Below are 17098 nucleotides of genomic sequence, written 5' to 3' on the forward strand. Positions count from 1 at the left end.
TCGCCCCACCGCCAGCGCCCTGGCGGGCCCGCATACACAACGACAGCCAGGCTGGCGCGCGGGCAACACCGGAACTTCTCCTATGGCCTCCGCCCTTACCGACAAACTCACGCGCCTCGTCAAGGAGATGCGCGGCCAGGCCCGCATCACCGAATCCAACGTCACGGACATGCTGCGTGAAGTGCGCATGGCCTTGCTGGAGGCCGATGTGGCCCTGCCCGTGGTGCGCGATTTCATCGCCCGCGTCAAGGAAAAGGCCCTGGGCCAGGAGGTGCTGGGCTCGCTCAAGCCGGGGCAGACGCTGGTCAGCATCGTCAACCGCGAGCTGGCCGCCACCATGGGTGAGGGCGTGGCCGACATCAACCTGGCGGCCCAGCCGCCGGCCGTGATCCTGATGGCAGGTCTGCAGGGCGCGGGCAAGACCACCACCACCGCCAAGCTGGCCAAGCACCTCATTGAAAAGCGCAAGAAAAAGGTGCTAACCGTGTCGGGCGACGTGTACCGCCCGGCCGCCATCGAGCAGCTCAAGACCGTGACCAAGCAGGCCGGTGCCGAGTGGTTCCCCAGCACGCCCGAGCAGAAGCCCCACGACATCGCCGTGGCCGCGCTGGACTACGCGAAGAAGCACTACTTCGATGTGCTGCTGGTCGATACGGCCGGCCGCCTGGCCATCGACGAGGCCCTGATGCAGGAAATCAAGGACCTGCATGCCACCCTGAATCCGGTCGAGACCCTGTTCGTGGTCGATGCCATGCAGGGCCAGGATGCCATCAATACGGCAAAGGCCTTCAAGGAGGCGCTGCCGCTCACTGGCATCGTCCTGACCAAGCTCGACGGCGATTCCCGCGGCGGCGCCGCCCTGTCGGTGCGCCAGATCACGGGCGCGCCGATCAAGTTTGCCGGGGTCAGCGAAAAAATCGACGGACTGGAAGTGTTTGACGCCGAGCGCCATGCCGGCCGCATCCTGGGCATGGGCGACATCGTGGCGCTGGTCGAGCAGGTCACTGCGGGCGTGGACATCGAAGCGGCGCAAAAGCTGGCCGCCAAGGTCAAGAGTGGCGACGGGTTCGACCTGAACGACTTTCTCTCGCAGATCCAGCAGATGAAGCAGATGGGCGGCCTCTCCAGCCTGATGGACAAGCTGCCGTCGCAACTCACGGCCAAGGCCGGCGCGGTGGACATGGACAAGGCCGAAAAAGACATCAAGCGCAAGGAAGGCATCATCCAGAGCATGACCCCGCTGGAGCGCCGCAAGCCCGAGCTCATCAAGGCCACGCGCAAGAAACGCATTGCCAACGGCGCCGGCGTGCAGGTGCAAGAGGTCAACCGCCTGCTCAAGGAGTTCGAGCAGATGCAGGACATGATGAAGAAGATGAAGGGCGGCGGCCTGATGAAGATGATGAAGAAGATGGGCGGCATGAAGGGCATGGGCGGCATGCCCAAGATGCCATTCTGAGGTTCGGATATTTTTGGCCTCTGGCGCTTGTGCAATAAGCGCTTGCAGCTATCAAAAAAATCAAAAACCGGCGCGGCGCCGGTTTTTTTGTGCCTGTACGCAGGGTTCATGCTCTCTCATATCAAGAGCTGATGAACGATCGCAAGGTGTTCGCTTTTTAAGCAGTCTCGTGCGTCAGCACATCGCCACGCAGCGTGTAGGCCTTGGCCTCGGTGATGGTCACATCCACCATCTGGCCCACCAGGCGGGGTTGGCCCACGAAGTTGACCACACGGTTGCACTCGGTGCGGCCCATCAGCTCGGTGGCGTCGCGCTTGGAGGCCCCTTCCACCAGGATGCGCTGCACCGTGCCCACGCGGCTTTCGCTGATGGACTTGATGTTGGCGTTGATGACGCCCTGCAGGTGCTGCAGGCGGCGCAGCTTCACGTCGTGCGGCGTGTCGTCGTGCAGGCCGGCGGCGGGTGTGCCGGGACGCGGGCTGAAGATGAAGCTGAAGCTGTTGTCGAAGTGGATGTCGTCGATCAGCTTCATCATCTTGGCGAAGTCGTCTTCCGTCTCGCCGGGGAAGCCCACGATGAAGTCGCTGCTCATGGCCAGGTCGGGGCGGATGGCGCGCAGCTTGCGCACGGTGCTCTTGTATTCCATGGCCGTGTAGCCGCGCTTCATGGCCATCAGGATGCGGTCGCTGCCGTGCTGCACGGGCAGGTGCAGGTGGCTGGCCAGCTTGGGCAGCTTGGCGTAGGCCTCGATCAGCCGGGGCGTGAACTCGTTGGGGTGGCTGGTGGTGTAGCGGATGCGTTCGATGCCCGGAATGTCGGCTACGTATTCGAGCAGCAGGGCAAAGTCGGCAATCTCTGCCGTATCACCCATCTTGCCCAGGTAAGCGTTGACGTTCTGGCCCAGCAGGGTGATCTCTTTCACGCCCTGGTCGGCCAGGCCCGCCACTTCCACCAGCACATCGTCCAACGGGCGGCTGACTTCCTCGCCCCGGGTGTAGGGCACCACGCAGTAGCTGCAGTATTTGCTGCAGCCTTCCATGATCGACACAAAGGCGCTGGCGCCCTCGACGCGCGCGGGCGGCAGGTGGTCGAACTTCTCGATTTCGGGAAAGCTGATGTCCACCTGGGGCCGGTTCAGGCGCTCGCGCTGGTTCAGCATGTCGGGCAGGCGGTGCAGGGTCTGCGGGCCGAACACCACGTCCACATAGGGGGCGCGCTTGATGATTTCGGCGCCTTCCTGGCTGGCCACGCAGCCGCCCACGCCGATGAGCACGCCTTTCTCCTTGAGGTGCTTGATGCGCCCCAGGTCGCTGAACACCTTTTCCTGCGCCTTTTCGCGCACCGAGCAGGTGTTGAACAGGATCAGGTCGGCCTCGTCCACGTTCTGGGTAGGCTCGTAGCCCTGGGCGGCGCCCAGCACGTCGGCCATCTTGTCCGAGTCGTACTCGTTCATCTGGCAGCCGAAGGTTTTGATAAAGACTTTTTTGGACATGGCAATTTCACAAAAGGGAATGCACGCCACGGCACGCAGGGGCGCCAGGGCGTGGACTGCGCACCACCGGGCGGCCGGTGGGCACGGTGGCTATTTCGGGTCCGAATCGGCGCGGAAGTTGCGTTCGACGGTGTCGCTGCCCTTGCGTGGCTGGCTGGCCTCCGCCTTGGTGAGGATCCAGGCGGAAAGCAGCATGCCCGTGCTGGGCTCGATGGTGTAATTCACCTGGAAGCTCTGCCCCACCACCGTGTGGGCCATGACCAGCGTGTTCTGGGGGCTCAGCAGCCGCATGCCCGGCGCCATGCGGATGGCGCGCCCGTTCAGGGTGGCGTCGGATGTTCCATTGATCGTGAGATGGCCGCGCAGCGCAGCTTCAGGAAAGTTGCGCACCATGCCCACGCCCGCAGGCACCTGGGCCGTGGCAGGGGCCATGGCCAGCAGCAACGCAGTGCCCAGGGCACCCGCGAGGGCGCGGCCATTGCGGGGTGATCTGACTGAGGTGGACGGCGGATCGAAGCGGCAGCGGTTCATGGTGTGTATCCAGAGGCTGAATGGAAGAAGGAGCTGATTCTAGGCGGCCGCAAAGACCGCACGCCATGGAAAAAGCCCGCAACAGGTGACTGTTTGCGGGCTTTTGAATTGGTGGTGATAGGTGGATTTGAACCACCGACATCAGCATTATGAATGCTGCGCTCTAACCAACTGAGCTATATCACCGAAGAGCAATATTATAGAACAAATTTACTGGTGGGTGAAGTTTGCCGTGCGTTTGTTCACGAACGCATCCATGCCTTCCTTCTGGTCCTGGGTGGCAAACAAGGCATGGAACAGGCGGCGCTCGAACATCACGCCGTCCGACAGCGAGCCTTCGAAGGCCCGGTTCACCGACTCCTTGGCGGCCATCACCGCAATCTGCGAGAAGTTGGCAATGACCAGGGCCGCGCCCAGGGCTTCTTCCATCAGCTTGTCCAGGGCCACCACGCGGCTCACGAGGCCGGCGCGTTCTGCCTCCACGGCGTCCATCATGCGCCCGGTGAGGGCCATGTCCATGGCTTTGGACTTGCCCACCGCGCGTGGCAGGCGCTGCGTGCCGCCCGCGCCGGGAATGACGCCCAGCTTGATTTCGGGCTGGCCAAACCTGGCGTTGTCGGCGGCGATGATGAAGTCGCACATCATGGCCAGCTCGCAGCCGCCGCCCAGGGCAAAGCCGCTCACCGCTGCAATCACGGGTTTGCGGATGGCGCGGATTTCTTCCCAGTTGCGGGTGATGTAGTCGCCCTTGTAGGCGTCGGCAAAGCTGTATTTGGCCATGGCGCCAATGTCGGCGCCGGCGGCAAAGGCCTTTTCACTGCCCGTGAGGATGGTGCAGCCGATCTTTTCATCGGCATCAAAGGCCTTGAGCGCTGCGCCCAGCTCGTTCATGAGCTGGTCGTTCAGGGCATTGAGCTGCTTGGGGCGGTTGAGCGTGATGACGCCGACTTTGTCCGCTTCGGTGCGAACTTCAATGGTTTCGTAGGCCATGAAATCTCCTGAGTTGATGGGTTGTTCGGGCAATTCTGGAGGACTATACCGAAGCACGAAACCGTCAACAGGTACTCGGCAAAGGCGTTGCCCTGGACCTCCGCCAGCCTCAGCCCAGCCAGCGTCCCAGTGCGGCGTTGTCGGTTGCGGTGAGGCTGATCGTGTCTGGCGTTGTGGCAAGTGCTTTTCTGCCACGCAGGCCGGCTGGACCAGCCTTGGCAGAGGCAGGGGTCGGCAGTGCCAATGGCAGTTGCAGCAGGCGGCCATCGCGCGCCACCACGGCGGTGACCTGTGTCGCCGCACCGGCATAGAACGCCACATCCTCCAGCCGGGCGATGCGCCAGCCCTGGCCCTGCACCTCCAGGCCCAGCCATTCGTCGCCCGCAGCCAGCCCTGCCTTTTCGGCCGGCCCGCCACGCAGCACCGTCTTGACCTGCACGCTGTGGTTTTCCGTGACGCGCAGGCCCAGGCGTTGCGCCAGCTGGGGCTGTTCGGGCTTCAGCGCCACGCCGTGGACAGCCAGCAGGTCGGCGAGCGGCAGTTCGGCCGTGCCGTGCACCCACTGGTCGAGTTCCTGGTCCAAAGACCGCCCAGCCAGCGTGGCCAGCTCGGTGCGCAGGTCGGCCTCGGTCATGGGGCCGCCGGCGCAGCGCTGCCACAGGGCGCGCATCACATCGTCCAGCGTGGCCTTGCCTTCGCGGCGCAGCGTGAGGTCCAGGCACAGGGCGACCAGCGAGCCCTTGGTGTAGTAGCTCACGGTGGCGTTGGGGGTGTTTTCGTCCTGGCGGTAGTACTTGACCCAGGCATCGAAGCTGGCCTGCGCCACCGTCTGCACGCTGCGGCCGGGCGTCTGCAGGACCTGGTTGGTGGCCTTGGCCAGCAGCTTGAGGTAGGTGGCATCGTCGATCAGGCCCGCCCGGCGCAGCAGCATGTCGTCGTAATAGCTGGTGAAACCCTCGAAGAACCACAGCAGCTGGGTGTAGTTCTCCTGGCTGTAGTCGTAGCGCGCAAACTCTGCCGGGCGCAGGCGTTTGACGTTCCAGGTGTGGAAATATTCGTGGCTGATGAGCCCGAGCAGGGTGGTGTAGCCCTCGCTGGCACGGGCCTCGCCCGTGCGGGGCAGGTCGCGCCGGCCGCAGATCAGGGCCGTGGAGTTGCGGTGTTCCAGACCGCCGTAGCCGTCCTGCACGGCGTTGAGCATGAACAGGTAGCTCTTCATGGGCGGCTTGCCCTTGCCGTGCCAGAAGCGGATGGCGGTCTCGCAGATCTTCCGGGTGTCGGCCAGCAGGCGTTTTCCGTCGAACGATGGTGCGGCACCGGCCACCACGAAGCGGTGGGGCACACCACCGGCGGTGAAGCGTCCGCTCCAGAAAGTTCCCATTTCGACCGGGCAGTCCACCAGCTCGTCGTAGCCGCTGGCCACGTAAACGCCAAAGCCCTTCCTGTCGACAGCCTGCGGGGCGAGGCCCGTGGCCACGGACCAGTGGGCGGTGGCCGCATTGCTGGCGATATCGAGCGCATGGAGCGCATCTTCCTGGCCGTGCACGCGCAGGCACAGGCTGGTGCCGTTGAAGAAGCCGCGCGCGGCATCCAGCCACGCCGTGCGCACCGAGGCGTCGTAGGCGCATACCTCGTAGGTCACGACGAGGGGGCGGTCGGTGCGGCAGGTGGCTTGCCAGCGGTGTTTGTCGAGCTGGGCCAGGGGCACGGCGCGCCGGCCCTGTTGCGCATCGAGGCGCTGGAGATTCTTGGAGAATTCGCGCACCAGGTAGCTGCCCGGTATCCACACGGGGAGCGACAGCTCCTGCTGCGCCTGCGGATGCGCCACGGTGAGCGTGACGGTGAACAGGCGGGCATGCAGGTCGGTGGCTTCCACGCGGTAATGAACGGGGGCCTGCGTGGAGCGGGTGCGGGAGGTGGGCATGGGGGGGCGTCGCGGAAGGCGGGTGCCTGGCGTCGATGCGCGCGTCACCCGCAGGGGTTTCGGGGCTGGAGGGGCGCATGGGCGGCCCCTCGCGTGAACTCAGTTGCTGCTGGTGGCGCTGCCCGCCTCGGCCAGACGCTTTTCCACATCCTGGGCGCTGATCGCTCCGGGAACGCGCGCGCCGTTCGCGAAAATCAGGGTGGGGGTTCCGGTGATCTTGTACTTTTTGCCGAACGCAAGATTGCGCTGCAAGGCACTGGTGTCGCAACTGGCGGTGTTGGGTGTCTTGTCGCGCAGCATCAGGTCATGCCAGGTGGCCGCCTTGTCTTTGGCGCACCAGATGTTGCGGGATTTTTCTGCCGAGTCGGGGCTCAGGATGGGGTAGAGAAACAGGTAGATCGTGATGTTGTCCACGCTCTGCAGATCCCGCTCGAAACGCTTGCAGTAGCCGCAGTTGGGGTCTTCGAACACCGCCAGCTTGCGTTTGCCATCGCCACGCACGATGGTGAAGGCGTCCTTCAGGGGCAGGGCCGCAAAATCCACCGCCGTGAGTTTGTTGATGCGGTCTTCGGTCAGATTGCGGCGCGCCTTGGTGTCGATCAGCTCGCCCTGGATTAGGTAATTGCCCTTGGTGTCGGTGTAAAAAATGTCGGTGCCGATGCGCACTTCGTACAGGCCGGGCATGGCCGTGGTGCGGACCTCGTCGATTTTTTCCATTTGGGGAATGCGTTCCGCCAGTGTTTTGCGGATGGTGGCTTCCTGGGCGGAGGCTGTGAAACTCAGGGCGAAAGCGGCCGCGGCCAGCAGGGTGGGGATCAATTGCATCGTGTTCTCGGTCAGTGTTGTCGCGGCGGCTGCACGCGCAGCCACAGGTGTCAGTGGGTTCCCATGGCCTGGCGGGCCATCCATTCCTTCAAGGGGCCGCTGTGCTCGAAGCCCTTCATGCCCCAGTTGCGCAGTGCTTGCCACGGAGCCTCGGTGCGTGCAAAAAGCTGTTGCAGGCTGTCCGTGGCCAACCCCATGGGCAGCATCGTCGCCTTGCGCTCGCGTTCGTAGCTGCGCAGCAAGCGCAGGTCGGCCACGCTGCGCCAGTAGTCGCGCCCATGCAGCACGCGAGCCAAGGCCTGCGCATCCGCCAGCCCCATGTTCAGCCCCTGTCCTGCCAGCGGATGCACGTTGTGGGCCGCATCGCCGGCCAGCACCCAGCTGCGAGGCTGGCTGCCCTGGCCGGGCAATGCGCCGCACCAGCGGCTGGCACGCGCCTGCTGCAGGGGCCAGGCGGCCCGTTCACCCTGCAATTGCAGCGTTCCCAGTGCACCCTGGCTGGCGATTTCGAGGCGCTGGGTGAATTCCTGCGGCGCCAGTGCCAGCAACTGGGGTACCTGTTCCTTGAGGACAGACCACACCACCGCTACAGAGTTCCCCTGGGCACCGTCCAGTGGCAAAAAAGCCAGGATGCCGTCCGGCAGAAACCACTGGCGGGCGACCTGTCCGTGGGGGCGCTCGCAGCTCAGCCGCGTGGCGATGGCGTGCTGTTCGTAGGCGGTGACTTCGAATGCCACGCCAAACTCGCTGCGGGTGCGGCTGGCCCGGCCCTCGCACACCACGGTCAGGGTTGCGGGGACCGGCTCGGACACTATCTCGACCTGCGGCTGGTAGCGCACGGCTTCCGCCAGGCGGGCCTCCAGCGCCGGGACGTCCACGATCCAGGCCAGCGCCTCGACGCCCTGGGTGGCCGTATCAAAGTGCACTGCGCCACCCTGATCGCCAAAAACCTGCATCTGTGCAATCGCCGTGGCATGGGCCGGATCGGGCCAGCTGCGCAGGGAATCGAGCAGCTGGCGCGATGCCGCATTCAGCGCGTAGGCCCGCACGTCGCCCGGGGGCGCCACCGAAGGAGAGGGTGCAGCCACCAGCGCAACGCGCAGCCTCTCGCGGGCCAGCAGCAAGGCCAGGGTGCGGCCCACCACGCCGGCGCCACGGATACAGATGTCAAAGGTTTTCGCCATGGGGGCATTGTAGGAGGGGGCCATGGGCCAGACGGCGCGGCACAATGGCCCATCCCCGGCCCTTGGTGCTGCCGACTGGAGCCTGCTCGCGTGACTTCTCTCCCTGAATCCGATCTCTCCGGCACGATCTCGCGCCTGTTCGTTTACCCGGTCAAATCCTGCGCGGGCATAGCGGTGCAGGAGGCCTTGCTCACCGAGACGGGTCTGGACCTCGACCGCGCCTGGATGGTGGTCGATGCGCAGAGCATGTTCCTGACCCAGCGCACCGTGCCCCGCATGGCGCTGGTGCGCCCCCAGCTCAAGACCTTCGAACTGGTGCTGCGCGCGCCGGGTATGCTGGCGTTGCACCTGGCCCTGGATGCCGTGGACGGCCCCACCACCGTGAAGGTATGGAGCGATACCGTACCCGCCTGGGACATGGGCCCTGTGGCGGCGCAGTGGTTCAGCGATTTCCTGGGCCAGCCTTGCCGCCTGGTGCGCTTCGACCCGGATCACCGCCGCCTGTCGGGCATGGACTGGACCCAGGGGGTGGAAGCGCCCAACCAGTTTGCCGATGCATTCCCTTTGCTGGTCACCAGCGAGGCATCGCTGGCCGGGCTGAATGCGCGCCTGATGGCCGCCGGGCAGGCCAGCGTGGGCATGGAGCGTTTCCGGCCCAACGTGGTGCTGGCGGGGCTGGAAGCGCACGACGAAGACCGCGTGGACAGGGTGCGCGTGGCGGCGGAGCACGGCGAAGTGCATCTGCAGCCCGTCAAACCGTGCGCGCGCTGTCCCATACCCAACATCGATCCCGCCACCGCGCACAGCAGCCCGGCCGTGACCGACGCACTGCAGGCGTACCGCCAGGATGCGCGCGTCGGCGGCGCCATCACCTTCGGCATGAATGCCATCGTGCGCCAGGGGGCGGGGCAGGTGCTGCGCGTGGGGCAGCGCGTTGCCGCGGATCTGTGCTTCGAATGAGCGGCGCCCTCTGTCCACAGGGTATGCGCGGCAGGGCTTTGCCCCAGGCCCGTAAAATCCGGGGTTTGTCTCCAGAACACCAGAAAGCCCTGCCATGAGCCTCCAATGCGGCATCGTGGGCCTGCCCAACGTCGGCAAGTCCACCCTCTTCAACGCGCTGACCAAGGCTGGCATCGCCGCCGAGAACTACCCCTTCTGCACCATCGAGCCCAATGTGGGCGTGGTGGAGGTGCCCGATCCGCGCCTGCAGCAGCTCGCCGAGATCATCTCGCCTGAGCGCATCGTGCCGGCCATCGTCGAGTTCGTGGACATCGCCGGCCTGGTGGCGGGCGCCAGCCAGGGCGAGGGCCTGGGCAACCAGTTCCTGGCCCATATCCGTGAAACCGACGCCATCGTCAACGTGGTGCGCTGCTTCGAGGACGACAACGTGATCCACGTGGCAGGCCGGGTGGACCCGATCTCCGACATCGAAGTCATCCAGACCGAGCTGTGCCTGGCCGACCTGGGCACGGTCGAGAAGTCCCTCAACCGCTACACCAAGGCCGCCAAGTCGGGCAACGACAAGGACGCCGCCAAGCTGGTGGCGCTGCTCACGCGCATCCAGGCCGCGCTCAACGAAGGCAAGCCCGCCCGCAGCGTGGAGATCACCAAGGAAGAGCAGCCCCTGCTCAAGTCCCTGTGCCTGATCACGGCCAAGCCCGCCATGTTTGTCGGCAACGTGAGCGAAGATGGTTTCGAGAACAACCCGTTCCTCGATCGCCTCAAGGAATACGCCGCCAGCCAGAACGCTCCCGTGGTGGCGATTTGCGCCAAAATGGAAGCCGAAATGGCTGAGATGAGCGACGAAGATCGCGACATGTTCCTGGCCGAAATGGGCCAGAGCGAACCCGGCCTGGCCCGCCTGATCCGGGGTGCCTTCAAGCTGCTGGGTTTGCAGACCTATTTCACTGCCGGCGTGAAGGAAGTGCGCGCCTGGACCATCCACATCGGTGACACGGCACCGCAGGCCGCTGGCGTGATCCACGGCGACTTCGAGCGTGGCTTCATCCGTGCCCAGACCATCGCCTTTGACGACTTCATTGCCTACAAGGGCGAGCAAGGTGCCAAGGATGCAGGCAAGATGCGCGCCGAAGGCAAGGAATACGTGGTCAAAGACGGCGATGTGCTGAATTTCCTGTTCAACGTCTGATCCCCGGGCGCATGGCGCCCGCCTGGGTCACACGGCCTGACATGTTCCGGTGGCGGGTGGCTCGGATCATCCGCCCGGGCTCGGAGTTCGTCTGCGTATTTTTCAGGCAACCCGCCGGCGCTGCCGAACCACGATATGGAGGGGTGAGATTGATGGAGGCACTGCACAACATTCGCCTGGAGTCGCTGATCGATACGCTGGTGAGCCTGACGGCTGCGTTCGTGCTGGGAGGGCTGATTGGCCTGGAGCGCCAGTACCGCCAGCGCACGGCGGGGCTGCGCACCAATGTGCTGGTGGCCGTGGGGGCCGCCGTTTTTGTGGATATGGCCAACCGCCTGCATGGGCATGAGGGCGCTGTGCATGTGGCGGCCTACGTGGTGTCGGGCATCGGCTTCCTGGGGGCCGGCGTGATCATGCGTGAGGATGGCAATGTGCGCGGCCTTAACACCGCGGCCACGCTCTGGGGGTCTGCTGCCGTGGGGGCGGCGGCGGGTGCCGATCTGGTCCTGGAGGCCATGCTGGCGACCTGCTTCGTGCTGGCGGCCAACACCTTGCTGCGCCCCATCGTGAACACCATCAACCGCAAGCCGCTGGATGACGAATCCGTGGAGGTGACCAACACGGTGTATGTGATTGCCGCGCGGGCACACCAGAAAGTCGTGCTGGCCAGCCTGGAGGATGAGCTGGCCCACTGCAGCTACCCGGCACGGGACCTGGAGATCCACGCCTTCGGGCAGGAGGAGGTGGAAATCGAAGCCGTTCTGGCAGCCACTTCCGTGGATGGCGAGGTGATGGATGCCCTGGTGCAGCGTCTGACCGCCGTGCCGGCGGTGCGGCAGGCTTTCTGGAGCCCCAGCACCTCGGAATGAGCGGTGTGCTGCCTTGCAAGAAATGAAGTGACATGTCCTCTGGCGTGATATTTGCCGCCCTGGCGTATGTGGCCTGGGGCCTGTTTCCGCTGTATTTCCGGCAGGTGGCCCATGTGCCCGCGCTGGAGGTGGTGGTGCACCGCACCGTGTGGTCGCTGGTGTTCGTCTTCGCCGTGCTGGCCGTGCGCAGGCATTGGGGCTGGATGCGCGCCCTGTGGGGCCAGCCCAGGGTGCTGGGGGCGTTCGCGGTGTCGGCGCTGCTGCTGTCGGGCAACTGGCTCACCTATGTCTGGGCGGTGCAGAACCAGCATGTGGTGGATGCCAGCCTGGGCTATTTCATCCTGCCGCTGGTGAATGTGGCGCTGGGTTTTGTCTTCCTGCACGAACGGCCCCGCCCCGGGCAGTGGCTGGCCGTGGCGGTGGCGGCGGCCGGTGTGCTGTGGCTGGCGGTGCAGGCCGGGCGCGTGCCGTGGATTGCGCTGGTGCTGGCCCTGAGCTTTGGTTTTTATGGGCTGATGCGCAAGGTGGCCACGCTGGGCGCGCTGGAGGGTCTGGCGCTGGAGACCATGATGCTGGCGCCGGTGGCGGCGGCCGCGCTCGCCATCTGGTCTGCGCAGGGGCAGGGCGCGCTGGTGCAGGGGGATATACCCACCATGGCGTGGCTGCTGGTGGCCGGCCCCCTGACCGCTGTGCCGCTGCTGTTGTTTGCCGCGGGCGCGCGCCGGATTCCCCTGGCCACCATGGGCATCCTGCAGTACATCTCGCCCAGCCTGCAGTTTGCGCTGGGGGTCTGGCTGTTCAACGAGCCGCTCCAGCCGGCGCGTCTGGTGGGTTTTGTGCTGATCTGGGCGGCCCTGCTGGTGTACAGCGTGGAAGGGGCCTGGACGCGCCGGGGCCGTGCCGCACCCTGAGCACGGAACCAAAGCATGGGGCCCGAAATTCTGAATCGAATAAGCTTCTATCGCTTATGAAATAAGCGCTGGTAGCTGTTTTTTTCAGGAGTCAGGGTGCCGCCATCGCGGTGCTGTTGGCCACGGGCTGGTTGCGTGATGTTCGCTGTCCACAAGGCGAACCTGTGTGGCGGCTGCCGTTTTGTGCCCATCGCTTGACCCAGGGTGGTTGACACGCATCAAGCAGTGCCCACACTGTGCGGCATTGTCCTGATGCCCGGCGCGCAGCGCTGCCTTCCATGCCCGATGCCCTTGTCAATCCGCCCGTGGTGCCACCACCCGGTGCCGCCGTGGTGTTCCACGCGCGCAATCTGTGCAAGTCTTACCAGACGGGGGAGGTGCGGGTGCGGGCGCTGCACGACGTCAATCTCGACATCGTGCGCGGCGAGTTCGTCGTGCTGCTGGGCGCCTCGGGCAGCGGCAAGTCCACGCTGCTCAACATCCTGGGCGGGCTGGATGTGCCCACCAGCGGCGAGGTGCGGTTTGCCGACCACGCCCTGAGCGGCGCCAGCGAGAGCGAGCTCACCACCTACCGGCGCGAGCATGTGGGCTTCGTGTTCCAGTTCTACAACCTGATCCCCAGCCTGACGGTGCGCGAGAACGTGGCGCTGGTGACCGACATCGCACCGCACCCCATGCCCATCGACGAGGCCATTGCCCTCGTCGGGCTCACGCCGCGCCAGCACCACTTTCCGGCGCAGCTCTCGGGCGGCGAGCAGCAGCGCGTGGCCATTGCGCGCGCCATCGTCAAGCGCCCCGAGGTGCTGCTGTGCGACGAGCCCACCGGCGCGCTCGACTACCAGACCGGCAAGATGGTGCTGGAGGTGATCGCCCGCATCAACGCCGAGCTGGGCACCACGGCCGTGGTCATCACGCACAACGCCGCCATCGCCGCCATGGCCGACCGCGTGGTCTACCTGGTGGATGGCACCATTGCGCGCATCGAGCGCAATGCGCACCGGCGCTCGCCTTCGGAGCTGTCGTGGTGAGGGCCCGGAAGCCGTCCCCACGCTCGCCCACTGTGTGTGCGTGGCACCCCCTCGGCGGCAACACAGCATGAAAGCCCTCGACCGCAAGCTGCTGCGCGACCTGCGCCGCATGTGGAGCCAGGCTCTCACCATTGCGCTGGTGGTGGCCAGCGGGCTGGGGGGCTTCATTACCACCTTGTCGGCGGTGGATTCGCTGGCGCTGGCGCGCGACCAGTTCTATGCCCAGGGCCACTTTGCCGATGCGTTCGCCACCGTCAAGCGCGCGCCGCTGGCGCTGGCCGACGTGTTGCGCGGCGTGCCCGGCGTGGCCGATGTGCAGGTAACGGTGGAACAGGTGGTGCGCGTGGAGATCGCCGGGCTGGTCGATCCCATCATCGGCCAGCTCATCGGCGTGGACCTGCGCCAGCCGCCGCGCATGAACCGGGTCACGGTGCGCAGCGGCCAGGCGTTGGCCCCGCCCGGCGCGGGTCAGGGCCGCAGCGACAGCACCATCGATGCGCTGGTGTCCGAAGGTTTTGCCCGCGTGCGCGGCCTGCGCCCGGGCGATGAGGTGACGGCGCTGATCAATGGCAAGCGCCGCCAGCTGCGCATCGTGGGCACGGCGCTGTCGCCCGAGTACATCTTTGCAGGCATGGCTGGCATGCCCGACCTGCGCGGTTTCGGCGTTTTCTGGGTGGACCGTGAGGCGCTGGCCGCGGCCTACGACATGCAGGGCGCCTTCAACCGTGTGGCCGTCAAGCTGGCGCCGCAGGCGTCGGAGCCCGCCGTGCTCGATGGCCTCTCACGGCTGCTGGCGCCCTATGGCGGGCGCGATGCCCGGGGCCGCGAGGACCAGGCCTCGCACGCCATGCTCGACAACGAGATCAAGGAGCAGCGCGTGATGGGCACCCTGCTGCCCGCCATCTTCCTGGCCGTTGCGGCCTTTTTGCTGCATGTGGTGCTCTCGCGCCTGGTGGCCACGCAGCGCGAGCAGATCGCCGCGCTCAAGGCGCTGGGCTATCCCAACAGCACCATTGCCGGGCATTACCTCAAGCTGGTGGGCGTAATCGTGGCGGTGGGGCTGGCGCTGGGCGTGGCCCTGGGCAACGGGCTGGGCACGATGCTGACGGGCCTGTATGCCGAGTTCTTTTTCTTTCCGGTGTTCGAACATCGCATTGCGCCCTGGCTGATCCTGGTGGGGGCTGGCGTCACGGGCGGCACCGCGCTGCTGGGCACGCTCAGCGCAATCGGGGCCACCGTGCGCCTGGCCCCGGCCGAGGCCATGCGCCCGCCCGCCCCGGGCCAGTACCGCCGCACCACGCTGGAGCGCCTGGGGGTGCGCCGCATACCCGCTGGGCTGCGCATGATCCTGCGCAACATGGAGCGCAAGCCCCTGCGCACCACGCTCACCATCGGTGGCACGGCCGCTGCGGTGGCCATCGTGGTCATGGGCAATTTCTTTCGCGATGCCATCGATCACATCGTGGACACCACCTTCCACATCGCGATGCGCAGCGATGTGAATGTCTGGATGACCGAACCGGTGGATGCGCTGGCCCGCCTGCAGCTGGCGCGCTTGCCCGGTGTGACGGGTGTGGAGCCCGCGCGCAGTGTGGCGGTGCGCATGGCCTACGGCCACCGCAGCGAGCGGGTGGGGCTGCAGGGCGTGGCCCCGGATGCACAGCTGTTGCGCATGGTGGATGTGGAGGGCCGCCAGAGCACCGTGCCCGAGGCCGGACTGCTGCTCACCGACCGCCTGGCCGACAAGCTGGGCGTGCGCGTGGGCGACAGGGTGCGCGTGGAGGTGCTGGAAGGCCGGCAGCGCACGCTGTATGTGCCCGTGCAGGCCACCGTGCGCGAAATGATGGGCCTGAACGCCTACGTGCAGCGCGATGTGCTCAACCAGTGGCTGCAGGAAGGCGACGTGGCCTCGCAGTTCAATGTGGCGCTGGAGCCCGGCTCCGAGGCGCGCTTTCTGGAGGCCACCAAGGCCCTGCCGCGCGTGGCGGGCGCCTTCAGCAAGGCCACGCTGCTGCGCAACATGCAGGACGTGAGCGCACGCAATGTGCGCATCATGAGCACCATCCTCACGCTGTTCGCGGCCGTGATCGCCGTGGGCGTGGTCTACAACAATGCGCGCATCGCGCTGGCCGAGCGCACCTGGGAGCTGGCCAGCCTGCGCGTGCTGGGCTTCACGCGCGGCGAGGTGTCGGCGCTGCTGCTGGGCGAGCTGGCCATTGGCATTGCCCTGGCGCTGCCGTTGGGCATGGCCATGGGCTGGGGGCTGGTGCATCTGCTGGTGGAACTGCTCAAGAACGACCAGTTCCTGTTTCCGGTGGTCATCAGTGCGCGCACCTATGCCTGGGCAGGGCTGTGCGTGGTGGCGGCGGGGGTGGCCAGCGCCCTGGTGGTGCGCCGGCAGATCGACCGGCTGGACATGGTGGGTGCGCTCAAGACGCGGGAATGACACAGGCAACCAACAATGCAGGCAAGGGGAAGACGGCAATGCAGAAGAAAACGGTGATCTGGGGTGGCGGGACGCTGGTGGTGCTGGGCGCCTTGCTGGCCTGGGCATTTGCACCCCGGCCGCTGCCGGTGGAGACGGCGGCCGTGGTGCAGGGGCGCTTCGAGGCCGGTATCGACGAGGACGCGAAAACCCGCCTGCGCGACCGCTACAGCATCTCGGCCCCGCTGGCCGGTCGGCTGGCGCGCATTGCGCTGCGCGAGGGCGATGCCGTGCGGGCGGGTGACGTGGTGGCGCGCATCACCCCCGGCCTGCCGGCACTGCTGGACGAGCGCAGCCTGCGCGAACAGCAGGCCCGCGTGACGGCCGGCCAGGCCGGTGTGCAGCGCGCCGCCGTGCGCATCGAGCGCAGCCGCGTGGCGCTGGAGCAGGCCCGCCATGACCTGCGCCGCAGCGAGCAGCTGGCGCAGCAGGGCTTTGTGGCCCCCGCGCGGCTGGATACCGAGCGCCTGGCGGTGCAGGCGGCCGAGAAAGACGCCGACGCCGCGGTGCAGGACCAGCAGGTGGCCCGCGCCGACCTGGCCCAGGCCCGTGCGGCGCTCGACGTGGTGCAGCGGCCCGGCGGCACGCAGGTTGGCAAAGCCTTCGAGGTGCTGACCCCTGTGGCCGGCCGTGTGCTGCGCGTGGCGCAGGCCAGCGAGGGCGTGGTGGCGCTGGGCGCCGTGCTCATCGAGGTGGGTGACACCGCGCAGCTCGAAGTGGTGGCACCGCTGCTGTCCACCGATGCGCTGCAGGTACACCCCGGCAGCCCCGTGCGCATTGAGCGCTGGGGTGGCCCGGGCGTGTTGCAGGGGCGCGTGCGCAGCGTGGAGCCGGTGGCGTTCACCAAGGTCTCGGCGCTGGGAGTGGAGGAGCAACGGGTCAACGTGCTGATCGACCTGACCAGCCCCCCCGCGCAGTGGGCCGCGCTGGGCGACGGCTACCGCGTGGTGGCGCGCGTGCTCACGCGCGAGGCGCAGGACGCCACCCTGGTGCCGGTGAGCGCGCTGTTCCCGCTGCCCGCCAGCGCCGATGCCGCAGCGCCCCCCATCGCGGATTCCACGGAGTTCCGCATGGCGGTGTTTGTGGTCGATGGAGGCCGGGCGCGGCGCGTGCCGGTGGTGCTGGAGGCGCGCGGCAGCACCCATGCCTGGGTGAAAGAGGGGCTGCAGGCGGGTGCACAGCTGGTGGTGTACCCGCCCGCTGCGCTGGCCGATGGCGCCCGCGTCAAGGTGCGCACCCCCTGACGAAGGGTGG

The 17098-nt window shown here is 66.6% G+C and carries 14 protein-coding genes and 1 tRNA gene; 8 read left to right on the forward strand and 7 right to left on the reverse strand.

The genetic code is table 11. The annotated features are described in order from the left end of the window. Nucleotides 1–82 precede the first annotated feature (82 nt). A complete protein-coding gene (gene ffh, locus AC1RDS_RS11285) occupies nt 83–1456 on the forward strand; it encodes a signal recognition particle protein (protein WP_092696939.1) in 1374 nt (457 codons plus the stop codon). 157 nt (nt 1457–1613) lie between these two features. Here ffh and miaB read toward each other — a convergent pair whose 3' ends face one another. From miaB to AC1RDS_RS11320, 7 genes are all read right to left on the reverse strand, one after another. Continuing rightward, complete coding sequence (gene miaB, locus AC1RDS_RS11290; RefSeq protein WP_092696938.1) at nt 1614–2948, reverse strand: tRNA (N6-isopentenyl adenosine(37)-C2)-methylthiotransferase MiaB; 1335 nt, start codon at nt 2946–2948, stop codon at nt 1614–1616. 90 nt (nt 2949–3038) lie between these two features. After that, nucleotides 3039–3479, reverse strand: coding sequence for a hypothetical protein (locus tag AC1RDS_RS11295; protein ID WP_167544058.1), 441 nt, complete (start codon nt 3477–3479; stop codon nt 3039–3041). Between the two features lie 109 nt (nt 3480–3588). After that, a tRNA-Met gene (locus AC1RDS_RS11300) sits at nt 3589–3665 on the reverse strand. A gap of 24 nt (nt 3666–3689) precedes the next feature. After that, a complete protein-coding gene (locus AC1RDS_RS11305) occupies nt 3690–4469 on the reverse strand; it encodes an enoyl-CoA hydratase (protein ID WP_092696937.1) in 780 nt (259 codons plus the stop codon). Between the two features lie 109 nt (nt 4470–4578). Further along, a complete protein-coding gene (locus tag AC1RDS_RS11310) occupies nt 4579–6393 on the reverse strand; it encodes a M61 family metallopeptidase (RefSeq protein ID WP_092696936.1) in 1815 nt (604 codons plus the stop codon). Between the two features lie 99 nt (nt 6394–6492). Beyond that, on the reverse strand, nt 6493–7218 hold the full coding sequence (locus AC1RDS_RS11315; RefSeq protein WP_092697007.1) for a DsbC family protein: 726 nt from the start codon (nt 7216–7218) through the stop codon (nt 6493–6495). 50 nt (nt 7219–7268) lie between these two features. Continuing rightward, nucleotides 7269–8402, reverse strand: coding sequence for an FAD-dependent monooxygenase (locus AC1RDS_RS11320; protein WP_492227006.1), 1134 nt, complete (start codon nt 8400–8402; stop codon nt 7269–7271). Nucleotides 8403–8492: 90 nt separating this feature from the next. On the opposite strand from AC1RDS_RS11320, the gene AC1RDS_RS11325 reads away from it, so the two are divergent. From AC1RDS_RS11325 to AC1RDS_RS11355, 7 genes are all read left to right on the forward strand, one after another. Continuing rightward, a complete protein-coding gene (locus AC1RDS_RS11325; protein ID WP_092696935.1) occupies nt 8493–9362 on the forward strand; it encodes an MOSC domain-containing protein in 870 nt (289 codons plus the stop codon). Between the two features lie 94 nt (nt 9363–9456). Next, nucleotides 9457–10551: a redox-regulated ATPase YchF gene (ychF, locus tag AC1RDS_RS11330; protein WP_492227007.1), complete on the forward strand. Its 1095-nt coding sequence runs from the start codon at nt 9457–9459 to the stop codon at nt 10549–10551. 152 nt (nt 10552–10703) lie between these two features. Next, the gene (locus AC1RDS_RS11335; RefSeq protein WP_092696933.1) at nt 10704–11420 is read left to right on the forward strand and encodes an MgtC/SapB family protein; all 717 of its coding nucleotides are present in this window, start codon (nt 10704–10706) and stop codon (nt 11418–11420) included. 32 nt (nt 11421–11452) lie between these two features. Next, the gene (rarD, locus tag AC1RDS_RS11340; protein WP_092696932.1) at nt 11453–12331 is read left to right on the forward strand and encodes an EamA family transporter RarD; all 879 of its coding nucleotides are present in this window, start codon (nt 11453–11455) and stop codon (nt 12329–12331) included. Nucleotides 12332–12609: 278 nt separating this feature from the next. Beyond that, a complete protein-coding gene (locus AC1RDS_RS11345; RefSeq protein WP_092696931.1) occupies nt 12610–13359 on the forward strand; it encodes an ABC transporter ATP-binding protein in 750 nt (249 codons plus the stop codon). 67 nt (nt 13360–13426) lie between these two features. Then, nucleotides 13427–15805, forward strand: coding sequence for an ABC transporter permease (locus tag AC1RDS_RS11350; protein WP_492227008.1), 2379 nt, complete (start codon nt 13427–13429; stop codon nt 15803–15805). A gap of 38 nt (nt 15806–15843) precedes the next feature. After that, entirely contained in the window at nt 15844–17088 is a 1245-nt protein-coding gene (locus AC1RDS_RS11355; RefSeq protein ID WP_287880405.1) for an efflux RND transporter periplasmic adaptor subunit, read from the forward strand. Nucleotides 17089–17098: the final 10 nt, after the last annotated feature.

The organism is Acidovorax sp. GW823-FHT02H02, assembly GCF_058797075.1.